The 17,812-nt window shown below is 66.7% G+C and carries 17 protein-coding genes; 12 read left to right on the top strand and 5 right to left on the bottom strand.

What is annotated here, in order from left to right:
• From bchB to bchF, 3 genes are all read right to left on the bottom strand, one after another.
• Window positions 1–1,330 (bottom strand): ferredoxin:protochlorophyllide reductase (ATP-dependent) subunit B (gene bchB / locus ACP5E6_RS02120; RefSeq protein WP_427951032.1); only part of this gene is annotated, 1,330 nt, incomplete at its 3' end.
• A gap of 4 nt (window positions 1,331–1,334) precedes the next feature.
• Window positions 1,335–2,603 carry a ferredoxin:protochlorophyllide reductase (ATP-dependent) subunit N gene (locus tag ACP5E6_RS02115; protein WP_427951030.1) on the bottom strand — a complete coding sequence of 423 codons (1,269 nt, stop codon included), beginning with the start codon at window positions 2,601–2,603 and terminating at the stop codon, window positions 1,335–1,337.
• The gene (gene bchF / locus ACP5E6_RS02110) at window positions 2,600–3,166 is read right to left on the bottom strand and encodes a 2-vinyl bacteriochlorophyllide hydratase (protein WP_427951027.1); all 567 of its coding nucleotides are present in this window, start codon (window positions 3,164–3,166) and stop codon (window positions 2,600–2,602) included. The genes ACP5E6_RS02115 and bchF overlap by 4 nt, the downstream gene beginning before the upstream one ends.
• Window positions 3,167–3,478: 312 nt before the next feature.
• Between bchF and ACP5E6_RS02105 the strand changes: the two genes are divergently transcribed.
• From ACP5E6_RS02105 to ACP5E6_RS02050, 12 genes are all read left to right on the top strand, one after another.
• A complete protein-coding gene (locus tag ACP5E6_RS02105) occupies window positions 3,479–4,396 on the top strand; it encodes a cobalamin B12-binding domain-containing protein (RefSeq protein WP_427951024.1) in 918 nt (305 codons plus the stop codon).
• 139 nt (window positions 4,397–4,535) lie between these two features.
• Complete coding sequence (ppsR, locus tag ACP5E6_RS02100) at window positions 4,536–5,981, top strand: transcriptional regulator PpsR (protein ID WP_427951021.1); 1,446 nt, start codon at window positions 4,536–4,538, stop codon at window positions 5,979–5,981.
• An 18-nt stretch (window positions 5,982–5,999) separates the two neighbouring features.
• Window positions 6,000–6,929 (top strand): chlorophyll synthase ChlG, encoded by a 930-nt coding sequence (gene chlG / locus ACP5E6_RS02095; protein WP_427951018.1) that lies wholly within the window; start codon window positions 6,000–6,002, stop codon window positions 6,927–6,929.
• 1 nt (window position 6,930) lies between these two features.
• Window positions 6,931–8,118, top strand: a complete 1,188-nt coding sequence (locus ACP5E6_RS02090) for a geranylgeranyl diphosphate reductase (protein ID WP_427951015.1) — start codon at window positions 6,931–6,933, stop codon at window positions 8,116–8,118.
• Window positions 8,111–8,653: a TspO/MBR family protein gene (locus ACP5E6_RS02085; RefSeq protein WP_427951012.1), complete on the top strand. Its 543-nt coding sequence runs from the start codon at window positions 8,111–8,113 to the stop codon at window positions 8,651–8,653. The genes ACP5E6_RS02090 and ACP5E6_RS02085 overlap by 8 nt, the downstream gene beginning before the upstream one ends.
• Window positions 8,654–8,655: 2 nt before the next feature.
• Window positions 8,656–9,693, top strand: a complete 1,038-nt coding sequence (bchI, locus tag ACP5E6_RS02080) for a magnesium chelatase ATPase subunit I (RefSeq protein WP_427951009.1) — start codon at window positions 8,656–8,658, stop codon at window positions 9,691–9,693.
• Window positions 9,690–11,507 carry a magnesium chelatase subunit D gene (locus ACP5E6_RS02075; protein ID WP_427951006.1) on the top strand — a complete coding sequence of 606 codons (1,818 nt, stop codon included), beginning with the start codon at window positions 9,690–9,692 and terminating at the stop codon, window positions 11,505–11,507. The genes bchI and ACP5E6_RS02075 overlap by 4 nt, the downstream gene beginning before the upstream one ends.
• Window positions 11,508–11,520: 13 nt before the next feature.
• On the top strand, window positions 11,521–12,495 hold the full coding sequence (gene bchO / locus ACP5E6_RS02070; protein ID WP_427951003.1) for an alpha/beta fold hydrolase BchO: 975 nt from the start codon (window positions 11,521–11,523) through the stop codon (window positions 12,493–12,495).
• Complete coding sequence (crtI, locus tag ACP5E6_RS02065; protein ID WP_427951000.1) at window positions 12,492–14,030, top strand: phytoene desaturase family protein; 1,539 nt, start codon at window positions 12,492–12,494, stop codon at window positions 14,028–14,030. The genes bchO and crtI overlap by 4 nt, the downstream gene beginning before the upstream one ends.
• Window positions 14,023–15,066 (top strand): phytoene/squalene synthase family protein, encoded by a 1,044-nt coding sequence (locus ACP5E6_RS02060; protein ID WP_427950997.1) that lies wholly within the window; start codon window positions 14,023–14,025, stop codon window positions 15,064–15,066. Before crtI ends, ACP5E6_RS02060 begins: the two co-directional genes overlap by 8 nt.
• A 23-nt stretch (window positions 15,067–15,089) precedes the next feature.
• On the top strand, window positions 15,090–15,509 hold the full coding sequence (locus tag ACP5E6_RS02055; RefSeq protein ID WP_427950994.1) for a hypothetical protein: 420 nt from the start codon (window positions 15,090–15,092) through the stop codon (window positions 15,507–15,509).
• A gap of 109 nt (window positions 15,510–15,618) precedes the next feature.
• A complete protein-coding gene (locus ACP5E6_RS02050) occupies window positions 15,619–15,768 on the top strand; it encodes a hypothetical protein (RefSeq protein WP_427950992.1) in 150 nt (49 codons plus the stop codon).
• Between the two features lie 112 nt (window positions 15,769–15,880).
• Here the strand turns inward: ACP5E6_RS02050 and pstA are convergent, their stop codons facing one another.
• On the bottom strand, window positions 15,881–16,747 hold the full coding sequence (gene pstA, locus ACP5E6_RS02045; protein WP_427950989.1) for a phosphate ABC transporter permease PstA: 867 nt from the start codon (window positions 16,745–16,747) through the stop codon (window positions 15,881–15,883).
• Window positions 16,731–17,705, bottom strand: a complete 975-nt coding sequence (pstC, locus tag ACP5E6_RS02040) for a phosphate ABC transporter permease subunit PstC (protein WP_427950986.1) — start codon at window positions 17,703–17,705, stop codon at window positions 16,731–16,733. The genes pstA and pstC overlap by 17 nt, the downstream gene beginning before the upstream one ends.
• Between the last annotated feature and the right edge of the window lie 107 nt (window positions 17,706–17,812).

Raw genomic sequence — 17,812 nt, 5'->3', positions numbered from 1 at the left:
CGGTGGCCTCGATGCCGAGATGCGAGGGGGCGGCCTGGTCGTTGAACTCGAAATCCTCGCGGAACATGCCGAGCAGATGCTCTTCGAGTCCCATCATCAGCGGATGGGTCAGCGTGTCGAACAGTACGTTCGCGCCCTCGAACCCGGCGAAGGGCGAGTGGCGGGCGGGAAAATCCTGCACATGGGTGGGGGCGGAGACCACCGCGCAGGGAATGCCGAGGCGTTTGGCGATGTGGCGTTCCATCTGCGTGCCAAGCACCAGTTCAGGCTGGGCGGCGGCGATCGCGGCTTCGATGGTCAGGTAGTCGTCGCTGATCAGGGCTTCGATGTTGTAAAGCGCCGCGGCGGCCTTCACCTCGCGGGCGAACTCACGGCTGTAGCTGCCGAGCCCGACCACAGTGAAGCCGATTTCAGTGGCGGCGACGCGGGCAAGCGCGATGGCGTGGCTGGCATCGCCGAAGATGAAGACGCGCTTACCGGTCAGATAGGTGCTGTCGACCGAGCGGGCATACCATGATGACCGTGCCTGGCTCTCCAGATCATCCGGCACCGCGCGATCGGTCAGGGCCGCGATCTCGGCGGCGAATTCGCGCGTGGCGTTCAGCCCGATCGGCACCGTGGCGATGCTCTTCTGGCCAAATTTGCGACCGAGATAGGCCGCCGCCGTGCCGGCGATTTCGGGATAGAGCACGATATTGGCGGTGGCCGCGGGGAGGCGCGCGAGATCGGCGAAACGAGCGCCGAGCGGCGCGATCACGTTGATCGACACCCCGAGTTTACCCAGCAGGTCGGTCACTTCGAGCAGATCGTCGCGGTGACGAAACCCGAGCGCAGCCGGGCCGAGGATATTGACCGAGACGGGGTGGGACGTCCGGTCCGGCGGGGCAACGCCGTTGGTCGCAGCGCGCACCAGATGATAGAACGTCTCGGCCGCACCCCAGTTTTCCTTGCGCTGATACGCCGGCAGTTCGAGCGGGATCACCGGGATCGGCAAGCCGAGAGCGGCGGCGAGGCCGCCCGGATCGTCCTGGATCAGCTCGGCGGTGCAGGACGCACCGACGATCATCGCCTCGGGTTTGAACCGCGCATAGGCATCGCGCACCGCATCCTTGAACAGGGTTGCGGTATCCGAACCGAGGTCGCGCGCCTGGAATGTGGTGTAGGTAACCGGCGGGCGGCGGTCGCGCCGCTCGATCATGGTGAACAGCAGATCGGCGTAAGTGTCCCCCTGCGGTGCGTGCAGCACATAGTGCACGCCCTGCATCGCGGTGGCGATCCGCATCGCGCCGATATGGGGGGGGCCTTCATAGGTCCAGAGCGTCAGTTGCATCGGGCTACACCGAAAGCAGCGCGCGGCGCGCGAGCGGCCGGGCGAACAGATTGGCGAGGTCGGCGGCCTGCTCGAAACCATGGATCGGGCTGAACACCAGTTCGATCGACCATTTGGTGGCGATGCCCTCGGCCTCGAGCGGATTGGCGAGGCCGAGGCCGCAGATCACCAGGTCGGGCCGTTCAGCGCGGCAACGGTCGAGCTGGCGTTCGACGTCCTGGCCTTCGGAAAGCTGGGTAGCGACCGGCAACAGCGCCAGTTCGGCCTCCATCAGGTCGCGATGCAGGAACGGGGTGCCGATTTCGACCAGTTCAGCGCCGCATTCACGCGACAGGAAACGGGCCAGCGGGATTTCCAACTGCGAATCGGGGAAGAAAAAGATTCTGCGGCCGGCGAGTTTGGCGCGCACGCTGGCCAGCGACTCGGCGGCGCGGCGGGCGGGCAGCGCCAGCACGCTCGCGGTGCGGGCGGGGTCGATGCCGAACGCGGCGGCAGCGGCTTCGACCCAGAGGCGGGTGCCTTCGGCGCCGAGCGGGTAGGGTGCGGCGATCCGGCGGGCGCCGCGCTCCTGCAACGCGCGCGCGGTGGCGGCGAGGAAGGGCTGGGCCAGGATGAATTTGGTGGCGGGTCCGACCGCAGGCATCGCACCGGCATGGCGCGCCGGCAGGAAATCGACCCGTTCGATGCCGATGGCGGCGAACAGGCGGCGGAACTGATCCTCGACGATATCGGCGACCGCGCCGACCACCATCAACGAAGCGTCCGTGCCCGCATTGGCGAGGGTGGGAACCAGCGCCTCGAGACAGGCATCCTCACCTTCGGTAAACGTGGTCTCGATGCCACTGCCGGAATAGGCGAGAATGCGCGGCAGACGGCCAAACCGCGCATCGAGCCGGGCGGCGGCGCGGTTGAGATCGAGCTTGATGACTTCGGAGGGACAGGAGCCGACCAGGAACAGCAGCTTGATGTCCGGGCGGCGCTCGATCAACCTTGTGACGACGCGATCAAGCTCGTCATCGAGATCGGCGCGGCCGGCGAGGTCGCGCTCCTCGATAATGGCGGTGGCAAAGCGCGGCTCGGCGAAAATCATCACACCCGCGGCCGACTGAACCAGATGGGCGCAGGTGCGCGAGCCGACCACAAGAAAAAACGCATCCTGGATTCGCCGGTGCAACCACACGATGCCGGTCAGGCCGCAGAACACTTCACGCTGGCCGCGCTCGCGGATCACAGCGGGCGCGCACTCGACCGGCGTGGTGGTGCAGACACTCATGACGTCGTCACGGCCCGATGGCGCGGCGCTTCGAGGCGGGCAGCACGCAGTTTCATGACAAACTGCATTGCGTTGAACACATAGGTCGCATAGGCCGCCAGAGCGATCATCATCTGGATCTGCGGCCCGGCCAGATGCGTGAACAGGACGAGCACATAAAGCGAGTGCAACCCGATCACCAGCATGCTGAACACGTCCTCCCAGAAAAATGCCCGGGCAAACAAATATTTACCGAACACCGCATGCTCCCAGATCGCGCCGGTGATCATGATGGTGAACAGAACCACGGTCTTGACCAGGATCGAGTCGGTGGCAATCGCGAGTCCATCGCCGGTGATCAGGTAGCGCGCCACCAGGCTGAGACTGACCAGGAACACCAGGAACTGGATGGGGGCGAGAATCCCCTGCACCATCGTCCAGGGCGTGGCGTCACGCCGGCGCCGTTCCTCGAGACTGTACAAAAACGGCGTACGCCGGCCGGGTGGCTGGGCCTCCGCCTTGGCATCATGGGTCATGCCATAGGCGTGACCCTCCCAGGGGCAGCAATTCACCGATGCGGTCATCCGCTCAACGACTCGTGTAAACATCGCTTGACTTGTCCTGAAAGGAGGCGTTCGATCCGATCGTTGCAAAACGATTGGTTAACACGTGTGCCGCTATCTCGCGGAAAGCACGGCACCATCGCACCGGGAGGTCAACGTGAGATTTCGTCAATTCCGAAGCACCGTTCATCAGAGTTTCCTCTGCCGCGGACCAGCGACATCACGAACGCTACCGCCACCGGCCGCTGACTGTCAACCATTATTTACGTCAATCAAACTTGACACTCGATGCGATTTCAGTCCATCATCCCTGATGAGTTGAGGAGGCTATCGATGAGAGACGCCACACAGCCCCAGATGCCCCGTCGCGGTCGGATCGACCTGTCCCGCTCGTTGCGGCACGATACCGCCAACGCGGCCCTGCACAGCGAGCCATCGTTTGACGATGGGTTTCGTCAGACCGTGATCCGCCCCTGGTCCAACTTGCTGGAGCGCACCATCGCCACCGATGTGCTGCCCATCATGCTGGCCCAGCGCGGCGGCCGCCGCGCGAGTGCGCCGGATATGGAAGCGCCGGTGATACCGACCAAATCCGACGTCGAAACCTTCGTTTCCCTTATCCTCGTCGACAAAATCACCGAGGCGCGCGCGATGGTTGAACAAATGGCCGCGCGCGGCCTGCGGCGCGACGACATGCTCCACGGTCTGCTCGCCCCCGCGGCCCGCCGCTTCGGGGAGCTATGGGATCGTGACCGCTGCGATTTCGCCGCCGTCACCCTCGGCATGATCCGGCTCAACCAGATCATGCGCGACACGGCCGAACCGGTCAGCGAAGCCCCGATCCTGCGCGGTCGGGTGCGTCATCTCCTGATCGCCGCCGCGCCGGGCGAGCAGCATAGTTTCGGCGTTTCCGTCATCTCCGATCTGTTTCGCCGCGCCGGCTGGTTCGTTCAGAGCGAGCCGATCATGTCGCGTGCGAGCTTGATGAGCACATTGCGCCGCAACTGGTTCGACGTGGTGGGGATTTCCGTGAGCACCGATCGCGGGCTGAAGGGCCTGCCGGGGATGATACGCGCCCTGCGCCAGACCGCCCTGAACCCTGTGCTCGGTGTTCTGGTCGGGGGTAAGGTGTTTGTCGAGCATCCGGAGCGGGCGCAGTTCGTCGGCGCCGACGCGATGGCGCTCGACGGCCAGCAAGCCTTGTTCGAGGCGGATACAATGGTGGAGCGGTCGTTCAGCATGCCGGCCTGACATTTCGATCCTGAACGATCGTTTTTATCGAATGCGGCCGCAACGAAGTGTCCAGCTTCGATGACATGTGTCGCGCGTTGACAGAGGGGTAGTGAGGTTACATTTGCAAAGGTTGATTTCTTCGAAAGTGTGGTTTGCGATGAGAGCCTTCAAATCCCCCGCCAAGTGGCTTGCCGATGTCGATGCCGATGCCGCCGGCATGTTGATCGCCGCCGCCGCCGACATTGCCCTGATCATCGATCGCAAGGGTATCATCCGCGACGTCGCCTTTCAGAGCGCGGCCTTTGCCAATGAATTCGACCAGAGCGACAGCTGGATCGGCCGGCCCTGGGCTGAAACCGTCACCATCGAAAGCCGCCCCAAAATTGCCGAGGTGCTGCACGACATCGCCGGCAAGTCGGACGATCGGCGCAATCCGCTGGGCCGGCATGTCAATTACCCGACGCGCGACGGGGTTGATGTCCCCATCCTGTTCTCGACCATTCCGGTCGGCAACAGCGGTCGCGCCATCGCCTTCGGGCGCGATCTGCGGGCGCTCGCCTCGTTGCAGCAGCGGCTGATCGACGTGCAGCAATCGCTGGAGCGTGACTATTCCCGGCTGCGCCATGTCGAAACCCGCTATCGCATCCTGTTTCAGATGTCCGCCGAGCCGGTCCTGGTGCTCGACGGGCAATCCCAGAAAATCGTCGAGGCGAATCCGGCGGCGCTCAAACTGTTCGGCGATCGCGACAAATTATCCGGCCTCGCCTTCGCGGGCCTGGTCGAGCCGGAAAGCCGCGGCGCGCTCGAACAGCTCCTGGCCAGCATTCGAGGCGCCGGGCGGATGGACGATGTGCGGATCCGCCTGGCCGATCATGACGGCGAGATGCGCATCTCGGCCTTCCTGCTGCGTCAGGGCGAGGGTCAGAACTATCTCCTCCGACTCTCGCCGGTCAGCCCGGTCGATCCGCACAATCTCCTGTCCGACAGCAAGGCAAAGCTGCTGAAATTGATTGAGAGCGCCCCGGATGGCTTCGTTGTCACCGGCAACGACGGCCGCCTGCTCGCCGCCAACGCCGCCTTCCTCGACATGACCCAGCTCTCATCGGAGGAGCAGGCGCACGGCCAGACCCTCGATCGTTGGCTCGGCCGGCCCGGCGTCGATCTCAACGTCCTGACCGCCAATCTGCGCCAGCACGGCTCGGTGCGGCTCTACCCGACCTTCCTGCGCGATCAATTCGGCGGTCAGACCGAGGTGGAAATCTCGGCGGTCACGGTGATGAACGGCGGCAAGCCCTGTTTTGGCTTCGCGATCCGCAACATCGGCCGGCGTACCGCACCCGAATTGATCCCACCCAACGCAACCAGCCGCGCCGTGCCGCGCTCGCTCGAACAGATCAGCGAGTTGATCGGCCGGGTATCGCTCAAGGAAATCGTGCGCGAGGCGACCGAGGTGATCGAGCGGCTCAGCATCGAGGCCGCGTTGAAAATCACCGGCGACAACCGCGCTTCGGCCGCAGAGATGCTCGGCCTGTCGCGGCAGAGTCTTTACGTCAAACTCCGGCGTTACGGCATGATGGATGCCGAGGCGCTGGGAGTCGCATAACCCAGGACCGGAGATCGGATGACGCCAGCAGACAAATCGAGCATCGCATTCGATCAGCAAACCGCCCCCTCGATGCGGTTGCCCGATCTCAGGGTCTGTCTGGAACTGCTCAAACCGGTCACGTGGTTCGCCGCCATCTGGGCCTTCCTGTGCGGCGTCGTCTCCGCCGGCGCGCCGCTCGCATCGCGCTGGCCCGAACTGGTGCTCGGCATGGTGCTCGCCGGCCCGATGGTCTGCGGTTCGTCCCAGGCGGTGAACGATTGGTTCGACCGTCATGTCGATGCCATCAACGAACCCGCCCGCCCGATTCCCTCCGGCCGGATGCCGGGGCGCTGGGGTCTCTATATCGCGATCATCTGGTCATTCGCCTCGCTGCTCGTGGCGCTGCCGCTCGGCCCCTGGGGCGTCGGCGCCGCGATCTTCGCCCTCGCCGCCGCCTGGGCTTATAGCGCGCCGCCGTTCCGCCTGAAAATGAACGGCTGGTGGGGGAATGCCGCGGTGGCGCTCTGCTACGAGGGTGTGCCCTGGTTCACCGGCGCGGCGGTGATGCGTGATGCGCTGCCGCCGATCCATATCCTGATCATCGCGGGGCTCTACAGCGCCGGCGCCCACGGCATCATGACCCTGAACGATTTCAAATCGGTCGAGGGTGACCTCAAAATCGGCATCCGCTCCCTGCCGGCGCAGCTCGGCGTGCTGCGCGCCGCGATCGTCGCCTGCCTGATCATGGTGGTGCCGCAGGTCGTCGTCATCGAATTCATGATCGGCTGGCATCATCCGCTGGCCGCCACCATGATCGGCGTGTCGCTGATCGTGCAATTGTTCCTGATGCGCCGCCTGCTCGAACGGCCGCGCGAACGCGCCCCCTGGTACAATGCCACGGGGACCACGCTTTATGTTCTGGGCATGCTGGTCAGCGCCTTCGCGCTCGCCGCGGCAGGAGGCTGAGATGGCGCCATTGACCGAATACGATGTTGTGGTGGTCGGCGGCGGACCGGCTGGATCGACCGCCGCCGAAACCCTGGCCAAAGCCGGCCGCACCGTTCTGTTGCTCGACCGTGATGGCCGGATCAAACCCTGCGGCGGCGCCGTGCCGCCCCGCCTGATCCGCGATTTCGACATCCCTGAATCCCTCATCGTCGCAAAGGCGCGCGGCGCCACCATCGTCTCGCCGAAGGGCAAGGCGGTGGCGATGCCGATCGATGACGGCGGCTATGTCGGCATGGTCGATCGCGACGTGTTCGATGAATTCCTCCGCAATCGCGCCGCCGCGGCCGGCGCCGAGCGCCGCACCGGCCGGTTCGAACGGATCGAGCGCGACGACAGGGGCCGCACCATCATCCACTATAAAACCGCCGGCGGACCCGCCGCCGTTCTCGCCCGCGCGGTGATCGGGGCCGATGGCGCGGTATCCGCCGTCGCCCGCCAGACCATCCCCGGTGCGGACAAACACAAGCGCGTGTTCGCCTATCACGAGGTGATCAAATCACCACCCGCCGGCACGCCGGGCTGGAATCCCGCGGAATGCGCGATCTATTACGATGCGAAGGTCTCGCCCGATTTCTACGCCTGGATCTTCCCGCACGGCGAGACCGCCAGCATCGGCACCGGCAGCGCGGTCAAGGGCTTCTCGTTGCGCGCGGCGGTGGGCGACCTGCGCGCCCATGCCGGTCTGGCCGATCATCAAACCATCCGTTCCGAAGGCGCGCCGCTGCCGCTGAAGCCGTTGCCGCGCTGGGATGACGGCATCAACGTCCTGCTCGCGGGCGATGCCGCCGGCGTCGTCGCGCCGGCCTCCGGCGAGGGGATCTATTATGCCATGCTCGGCGGCCAGCTCGCCGGCGAGGCAATGCACGAATTCTGCGCCACCGGCGATGTCCGCGCGCTGCGCCAGGCCCGCAAGCGCTTCATGGCGATGCACGGCATGGTGTTCCTGATGCTCGGCTTCATGCAGAATTTCTGGTACGCGAGCGACAAGCGCCGCGAACTCTTCGTGGCCATCTGCGGCGATCCTGATGTCCGCGCGATGACCTGGCAGGCCTATATGAACAAGGCGCTGGTCCGCTCCAAACCGATCGTCCATCTGCGCATCTTCACCAAAAACATGGCGCGGTTGACGCGATTGATCCATGCGTGAAACCGAATTTTGGGATGGGAATGAGCGGGTGACATTTTTTGGCGGCAATTGGGGGCCGGTTCTGGTCGCGGCGGCGGCGGCGGCACTGACCGCTCTCGCCGGCGGCCTCGCGACGCGGCTCGGCCCCTGGTACTGGAACCTGCGCAAACCCTCCTGGCAACCGCCGCCGTGGCTGTTCGGCCCGGTCTGGACCACGATTTTCGCGCTGATCGCCGGCGCCGGCGTCATCGGTTGGGAATCAGCGCCCGATACCCGCAGCGGCATCGTCCTGATCGGCCTGTTCGCCATCAACGCCCTGGTCAACATCGCCTGGAGCGTCCTGTTCTTCACGATGAAACGCCCCGACTGGGCGCTGATGGACATCGTCCCCCTCTGGCTCTCGATCGCCGCTCTTATCCTCACGATGCAACCCTATGCCGCGCGCGCCAGCCTGCTCCTCGTGCCCTATCTGCTCTGGGTCAGTTTCGCCGGATATCTCAACTGGACCATCGTTCGCCTGAACGAACCGTTCGGCGCGGTCGCGGGAGCTGAATGACCATGGCGCTCTATCCGTTCACCGCCATCGTCGGCCAGACCGAAATGATCCGCGCGATGCTGATCGCGACGATCGAACCTTCCCTCGGCGGCGTTCTTGCCTTCGGCGATCGCGGCACCGGCAAATCCACCGCGGTTCGCGCCCTCGCCGCCCTGCTGCCGAACATGCGCGCCGTCGCCGGCTGCGCCTATCACTGCGATCCGGCGGACCGCGCCTCGCTCTGCGCCGATTGCCGCACCCGCCGCGCCACCGGCCGCCTGCCGAGCGAACGCATCCGCATCCCCGTGGTCGATCTGCCCCTGGGAGCGACCGAAGACCGCGTGGTCGGCGCGCTCGACCTCGAACGCGCCCTGACCGACGGCGTGAAAGCCTTCGAGCCCGGCCTGCTCGCCCGCGCGCATCGCGGCTTTCTTTATATCGACGAGATCAACCTGCTTGAAGACCATCTGGTCGATCTGCTGCTCGATGTCGCGGCGTCGGGCGAAAACGTCGTCGAGCGCGAGGGGCTCAGCCTGCGCCATCCCGCCCGCTTCGTTCTGATCGGCAGCGGCAATCCCGAGGAAGGCGAATTGCGCCCGCAATTGCTCGATCGCTTCGGCCTCTGCGTCGAGGTCAAAACCCCGACCGATCTCGACCAGCGCATCGAAGTGGTGCGCCGGCGTGACGCGTTCGAACACGACCAGCGCGCTTTCACCGCCCGCTTCGCCCCGGCCGAAGCGGCGCTGCGCCGCCAATTGGTCGCCGCCGCCCGCTTGCTGCCCCACGTCAGCGTGCCGGACGCCATCCTCCGCCTCGCCGCGCGGCTCTGCATCCAGCTCGGCACCGATGGTCTGCGCGGCGAGCTTACCCTGCTCCGCGCCGCCCGCGCCGAGGCCGCACTCGAAGGCGATATCGTGGTCACCGAATCCCATCTCCGCGCCGTTGCCCCCGCCGCCCTGCGCCACCGGCTGCGGCGCGACCCGCTCGATGAATCCCTGGCCGGCGCGCGGGTCGAGCGAGCGGTCGCCGAATTATTCACCCCGGCGGCGCTGGCCGCATGACCCCGATGCCCGCCACGCGCGAACCGATGCCCCCGGCGACGGCACCCCCGAAACCGACCCGCGATGCCGCCCTCGCCGCCTGCCTGTTCGCGATCGACCCGATCGGCCTCGGCGGCATCGTCCTGCGCAGCCGGATCGGCCCGGCGCGCGATGCATTCATGGCGCAACTCCGCGCCCTGCTGCCCGCCACCACCCCGATCCGCCGCCTGCCCGCCCACATCACCGACGATCGCCTGCTCGGCGGACTCGACCTCGCCCTCACCCTGCGTTCGGGGTCGCGCATCGCGGCAACCGGCCTCCTCGCCGAAGTCGATGGCGGCATCGTCATCATCCCGATGGCCGAACGGCTCGACCGCGCCCTGGTCGGCCGGCTGGCCGCGACACTCGATCGCGGCGTGGTCAGCGTCGCGCGCGACGGGGTCATGACCGAGCGCGGCGCACGGTTCGGCGTGATCGCGCTCGATGAAGGCATCGGCGACGATGAAGCGACGCCCGAGGCCCTGTGCGACCGCCTGGCCTTCAAACTCGACGAGTCCATGCTGAACGATCATTTCGTCTGGCCCACCGCGCGCGCCATCGCTCAGGCCCGGGCCCGGCTCGGCCGCGTCACCGCACCCGAGGCCACCGCCGTCGCTCTGGGCCAGACCGCCGCCGCCCTCGGCATCGCCTCGCTCCGCGCCCCCATCCTCGCCCTGCGCGCCGCCCGCGCCGCCGCCGCCCTGGCCGCGCGGTCCGCGATCAGCGAGGCCGATGCCATCCTCGCCGCCCGCCTGATCCTCGCCCCGCGCGCCACCACCCTGCCCGCGCCCGATCAGCAACCCGATCCATCGCCCGAACCCCGGCAGGCCGAACCCGATCCCCCGCCCGAAGCGCGGCAGACCCCGCCGGATGAACCGCAACCCGACGATTCTGGCCCCGACCCCACGGCGCAGGAACTGGCCGACCGCGTGCTCGATGCCACGCGCACCGCCCTGCCGCTCGATCTGCTCGCCGCGCTGGCCCTGCTCGGCAATCCTCCGCGCGCCCTCGGTGTCACCGCCGGCAAATCCAGCATCGCCCCCGGCGGCAGCCGTGGCCGTCCCGCCGGGGTCCGGCCCGGCCGTCCCGGCGGCGGCGCCCATCTCGCCCTGATCGACACGCTGCGCGTCGCCGCCCCGCTGCAACCGCTCCGCCGCCGCGAGCGCGCCGGGTCCGACGCCGGCCCGCGCATTCTCGTCCGCGCCGAGGATTTCAGGATCAAGCATTTCATCGCCCCGGTCCGCGCGGTCGCGATCTTCACGGTCGATGCCTCCGGCTCATCCGCCCTCAACCGCCTCGGCGAAGCCAAGGGCGCGATCCAGCTCCTTCTGGCCGATTGCTACATCCGCCGCGATCAGGTCGCCCTGATCGCCTTCCGCAACCGTGGCGCCGAAATCCTGCTGCCGCCCACCGGCGCCCTGGCCCGCGCCCGCCGCAGCCTCGCCGCCCTGCCCGGCGGTGGCGCCACGCCGCTCGCCCTCGGGATCGATGCCGCGCGCGACATGGCGCTGGCCGAACGTCGCCGTGGTGCCCGCCCCCTGATCGTGATCCTGACCGATGGCGGTGCGAATATCGGCCGCGACGGCAAACCCGGCCGCGAAGCCGCCGCCCGCGACGCCCGCGCCGCCGCGCAATCCTGCGCCCTCGCCGGCCTGGCCAGCCTGGTGATCGACACCGCCCCCCGCCGCAACCCGTTCGCCGCCGAGCTCGCCCGCCTGATGGCTGGGCGTTACCTGCCGCTGCCCTTCGCCAATGCCGCGGCCCTCAGCACGGCCGTCCGCGCCGAGGCGGCCTAGGATCATGACCAGAATGGCGATCGACATGACCACCCACCACGCGGCACCCCAGCCGGCCGGACCCTCGTTCTGGCAGGCGTTGATGGATGATGGCGCGCCGAACTGGGACACTGACGGCGCCAACTGGCCCAACCGCGCCGCGAGCCGCTTCATCGAGGCCGGCGGCATCCGGTTCCATGTCCAGATCATGGGGCCGAAATCCAACCCCGACGCACCGATCCTGCTGCTGCTCCACGGCACCGGCGCCGCCACGCACTCCTGGCGCGACCTCGCGCCCGCGCTGGCCCGCCACTTCACCGTCATCGCCCCCGATCTTCCCGGCCACGGGTTCACCGAGGCGCCGATCTGGCCGCGCATGTCCCTGCCGGCGATGGCCGGTGCGCTGGCCACCCTGCTCGACACGCTGGACGCCCGGCCCGCCCTGATCGTCGGTCACTCCGCCGGTGCCGCGATCGGGATCGAAATGTGCCGCTCCGGCCGAGTCACACCCGCCGGTCTGGTCAGCCTCAACGGCGCGCTGCTGCCCTATAAGGGCCAGCTCACCAGGGTGTTCTCCCCGATCGCCAAGGTCTTCGCGCTCAATCCGCTGGTCCCCCGCCTGTTCGCCTGGCGCGCCAAAAATCCCGCCATCGTCCACCGCCTGCTCGCCGGCACCGGCTCCAGGATCGATGCCGCCGGCGAGGCGCACTACGCCACGCTGGTGCGCCGCAGCGGCCACGCCGCCGCCGCCCTCACCATGATGGCGAACTGGGATCTCGACCCGATCGCGGCGAGCCTGCCCCATCTCGCCCCCCGGCTGCTTCTGGTCACCGGCGCCAACGACCGCTCGATCCCGCCGCGCGAGGCCGAGCGCATCGCCCGCATGGTGCCCGGCGCGCAACTGGTCTCGATGCCCCGGCTCGGCCATCTCGCCCATGAGGAAGCCCCCGAAGCGACCGCCGCGATCATCGATGAATTCGCCCATGGACTCGGAGTTCTGACGTCATGAACGCAATCTCGGACCGTGCCAGCCTCACCCCATCGCCCGCCGCCAGGGCCGCCTCACCCCATGCCGTGGTGATCGGCGCCGGGATCGGCGGCCTCGCCGCCGCCATTCGTCTCGGCGCGCGGGGCTGGCGCGTCACCGTGCTGGAACGCTGCGAACAGCCCGGCGGCCGCGCCTCGGTCTTCCGTCAGGACGGTTTCACCTTCGATGCCGGCCCCACCATCATCACCGCCCCCTTCCTGCTCGAAGAGCTCTGGTCCCTCGCCGGCAAAACCTTCGCCGACGACGTGACCCTGCGCCGGATCGACCCGTTCTACCGCATGCAGTTCGACGGCGGCTCCTACATCGACTGCTCGGCCGACCCCGCCTTCATGCGCGCCGAGGTCACCCGCCTCGCGCCGGCCGATCTGCCCGGCTACGAGCGCTTCATCACCATGACCGAGGAAATCTACCGCATCGGTTTCGAGCAGCTCGGTCACGTCCCATTCGGTTCCTGGACCGACATGGCCCGCGTCGTGCCCGACCTGCTCCGCCTCTCGGGCCATCGCAGCGTCTATGCCCTCGCCGCGCGATTCGTGCGTGACGAGCGCATCCGCGCCGCCCTCAGTTTCCATACGCTTCTGGTCGGCGGCAACCCGTTCAAGGTCAGCGCGATCTACGCGCTGATCCTGCATCTGGAACGCCGGCACGGTGTCCATTTCGCCATGGGCGGCACCGGCGCCATCGTCGCCGGCATGGCAAATCTGGTCACCGGCCAGGGCAATGTGATCCGCTGCAACACCCCGGTCGATCGCATCCTCACCACCGATGGCGCCGCCACCGGCGTCGCGCTCGCCGACGGCACGACCCTCCCCGCCGACATCGTGGTCTCGAACGCCTGCACCGCCTTCACCTACAAACATCTCCTGCGTGACACCAAGCGCCGCCACTGGACCGACCGGAAACTCACCGCCGCGCGCTATTCGATGGGCCTGTTCGTCTGGTATTTCGGCACCGACCGGCAATTCCCCACCGTGCCGCATCACGCCATCATCATGGGTCCACGCTACCGCGGCCTGGTCGATGACATTTTCGAGCGCAAATACCTCCCCGGCGACATGAGCCTCTACCTGCATCGCCCGACCGCGACCGACCCGTCGCTGGCGCCCCCCGGCTGCGACACGTTCTACGCCCTGTCGCCGGTGCCCAACCTCGCGGGTGACACCAACTGGGAAACCCATGCCGAAACCTATCGCCAGGCCATCGAACGCCGCCTGATCGAAACCCTGCTCCCCGACCTCGCCGGCCATGTCGTCACCTCGCGCATCATGACCCCGGCCGATTTCCACACCCGCTACGCCTCGACCCTTGGGGCCGGCTTCGGCATGGAGCCGATATTGACCCAGAGCGCCTGGTTCCGCCCCCATAATGCCAGCGAGGATGTCAGGAATCTGTTCATTGTCGGTGCCGGCACCCATCCCGGCGCCGGCGTTCCCGGCGTGCTCTCGACCGCGCGGGTTCTCGATACCGTGGTGCAGGATGTCAGCCATTATGTCTAATCGCACCGATCACCCCGACCTTGCGACCTGCCACGATCTCCTGCGGGGCGGCTCGTTCAGTTTCCACGCCGCCTCGCGCCTGTTACCTTCCCGCATCCGCAACCCGGCCACGGCGCTCTACGCCTTCTGTCGCATCGCCGATGACGCGGTCGATGAGGGCGCCGACAAATCCGCCGCCGTCGCCCTGCTCGCCCAACGGCTCGATCGCGCCTATCGCGGCCGGCCCGACAACCATCCGATCGATCGCGCCTTCACCCGCATGATCGAGGCCAACGCCATCCCCCGCACCCTGCCCGACGCGCTGATCGAAGGCCTCGCCTGGGACGCCGAGGGCAGACGCCACGAAACCAGCGCCGACGCCCGCGCCTATGCCGCCCGTGTCGCCGGCTCGGTCGGCGCCATGATGACCCTCATCATGGGCCGCCGCGACAGCGACAGCCTCGCCGCCGCCTGCGACCTCGGCGTCGCCATGCAATTCACCAACATCGCGCGCGACGTCGGCGAGGATGCCCGCGCCGGTCGCCTCTATCTCCCGCTCGACTGGCTGGCCGCCGAATCGATCGACCCCGCCGCCTTCCTCGCCGCCCCGCGCCTCACGCCCGCGCTCGCCCGCGTCATCGCCAGACTGCTCGAGGAGGCCGAAACCTTCTACGACCGCGCCCTGCCCGGCATCGCCCGCCTGCCGCGCGACTGCCGGCCCGGCATTCACGCCGCCCGCATGATCTACCGCGCGATCGGCCGCGCCCTCGCCCGCGCGGGGTATGACTCAATCACCACCCGCGCGCGCGTCGCCGCACCGCGCAAGCTCGGCCTCGCCGGTCTCGCCCTTTCCCGCGCCCTGTTGCCCACGCTGAACATCCCCGCCTATCCCTGCGCCGAAACCCGTTTCCTGATCGAAGCCGCCGCCCAGCCGCTGCGCGAACCGGTCAGCGCCGGCGCCCGCGTCATCATGCTGATCGATCGCCTGGAACGGATCGATCGCCGCCACCCCACGAAACTCACCGGCCTCTCTGGCGATTTTGCCTGCCCGCCCTAAATCCGTATCAGGAGGATCACGCCATGTTGGATTCCGCCATCGGACTGTCGCTCTACCTCACCGCCATCGCCTTCGTGCTGCACGGCATCCGCGCCCGCCGCCTCAGGCGGCTCGAGGCCGATGAGCCGGTCAACCCGATGATTTTCGCCGCCGGCGAGATCATGCGCCCGATTCTCCAGATCATCGCGGCCTACGCGGCGGTCAAAACCACGTTCATGTACTGGGCGCTCGGCGGTCCGCGGCTCTTCCCCCTGGTCGATTTCGGTGGCCTTCTCGCGGTGATCGCCGCCTATGGCGTCTGGATTCAGCTGAAAATGCAGCCGCTCGCCACCCCCGGCGAGGGCCACATCGAACCCGCCCCGCCGCCCGCGCCGAAGCAACCCGCCTTGCCGCCCGAACTCATCCCACACCCCAGCGCCCGCGAACTCGAATTGGCCGACTAGAGTGCTATACGTTCAGCATAACACTCTAGTCGTATGTTTTTTCGAGCGATTTCATACGATTATGTTGCCGCTGCCGCGTCAACGTGATCGCATATCGCGCTAAGCCCGAATGCTCGCCCTGTTCGGCCACTACGCCACGTTTCTCGAATTCGCCGGCCTCGAGCTCGTGGTTGTGGTGGCCGCGTCCTGGTCGCTCATCTCGGTCCGCCGCAGCCTCAAGCGTGACCGCGCCGCCGAAAAACCCCGCGATCCGGTCTAGAGCGATATGCGATTAGGTTGACGCGGCAGCGGCAACATAATCGCATGAAATTGCTCGAAAAAAACATAGAGCTAGAGCGTTAGGCTGAAAGCATAACGCTCTGATCCCCCGGCTACACTTTCGGCCGCAGCACGATTCGCACACCGATATTGATCGCCAGCACCACCAGCATCACCAGCAGTGCTGCGGCAAAAGCCAGCGCATGGGCCGATTTGTAAGGCTGATTGATAAACGTCCAGATCACATAGGTCAGATACCCGATCGGCTGATTGGTCAGCTTCCCGTTCCACAGGTAATTCGACCATCCGGCGGTATAGATCAGCGGCGCGGTCTCACCGACCGAGAGCGCCAGCCCCAGCAGCACGCCGGTGATCACGCCGGGCGACCCTGCCGCCAGAACGATCCGGAATGCCACGGTCCGTTCCTGCGCACCGAGCGCATAAGCGGCCTCGCGCATCTGCACCGGCACCCGCTGCAACGACAATTCGGTAATCCGCGCGAGATACGGCACGATCATGATCGCGAGCGTAATCGCGCCGGCCAGCGCCGAAAACTGCCAGCCGAACCCGATCACCATTGTAATGTATGAAAAATACCCCAGCACGATCGAGGGCATCCCGGTCAGCGTGTCCGACAGAAACCGCACCACCGAACCCAGCCGGTTCTGCCCGAATTCCGACAAATACAGCCCCGCCCCGACCCCGATCGGCACGGCGAACACCAGCGAGCCGAGCGAGAGCACCGTGGTCCCCACGATCGCGGCGAGCAGCCCGCCCTTCACCCCATTGCTCGACGTGGTGAACAACGTGACCGAAAACGCCGACGCCCCCTTGATCGTGATCGTCAGGATCAGATCGATCAGCGGCACCGCGACCAGCAGAAACGCCAGCCCGCACAGCCCCCAGCCAATCGCGCTGGTCACGCGCCGCCGCGTCTCCAGCGCCGTCCGCCGCCCCTTCACATCAAATGTTGCGGACAATGGTCGTCCCCCGCACGATCATCCGCGCCAATGCATTAACCGTCAGCGTGATAATGAACAGAACCAGCGCAATCTCGGCGAGCGATTTCACCGCCATCCCGGTCGGGTCCGACAGCGCGCTATCGAGCTGTGACAGAATGAACGCGGCCATCGTGCTGATCGGCGTGAAAATCGTCTTCGGCAGATAATTCAGCGCCCCGCCCGACACCATCAGCACCGCCATGGTCTCGCCCAGCGCACGCCCCAGCCCCAGCACCACCCCGCCGATCAGGGTCACCCGCACCATCGGCAGCATCGTTTTGGTCACCACCTCGAACCGCGTCGCCCCCAGCGCCACCGCCGATTCCCGCAACTCCCGCGGCACCTGGCGCAAGGCGTCATACAACGTCGTCGCAATGATCGGCGTAATCATCAGCGCCAGCACGATCGCCGCCGCCAGCAGCCCGAAGCCGCTGCCTGTGCTGTTATGGATATTTAAAAACGGAATAAACCCGAGCACGGCGGTAATCCCCGGCCCGATGTCATGCGAAATCAGCGGCGCCAGCACATAAATGCCCCACAGCCCGAACACCACGCTCGGCACCACGGCGACGAGTTCAACCAGCATCGACAAGACCGGCCGCAACCGGTCCGGCACCGCTTCGGACAGGAAAATCGCCGTCCCCACCGCCACCGGCAGCGCGAACGCCAGCGCCAGAAACGACGACAGCAAAGTCCCCACAATGAACGCCAGAATCCCGTAATCCGCCCCCAGCGGCACGGAATACCCCCGCGTCGTCACCGGGTTCATATACAGATTACCCAGGCTCCAGTTGATCGTGCCGATAAACCGGATGCCGTTGAACCCGATCGCCGCCCACGCGTATTGGGCAAGAAACACAACAATGATCACCAGCGCCAGCGGGATCAGCAGCGCAATCCCGGTCAGAACCAGCCGAAAGCCGCTCACTCGTTTCATACACCCCTCATAACCGAAAAACGCCCCGCCCGCGCAACGAGAGTGTTATGCTTTCGGCATAACACTCTAGTACTATGTTTTTTCGAGCGATTTCATGCGATTATGTT

It is taken from the genome of Acidiphilium sp. (assembly GCF_049977125.1).
Lineage (GTDB): Bacteria > Pseudomonadota > Alphaproteobacteria > Acetobacterales > Acetobacteraceae > Acidiphilium.
The sequence above is the reverse complement of the archived record's forward strand: the minus strand, read 5'-3'. Positions and strand labels throughout refer to the sequence as shown.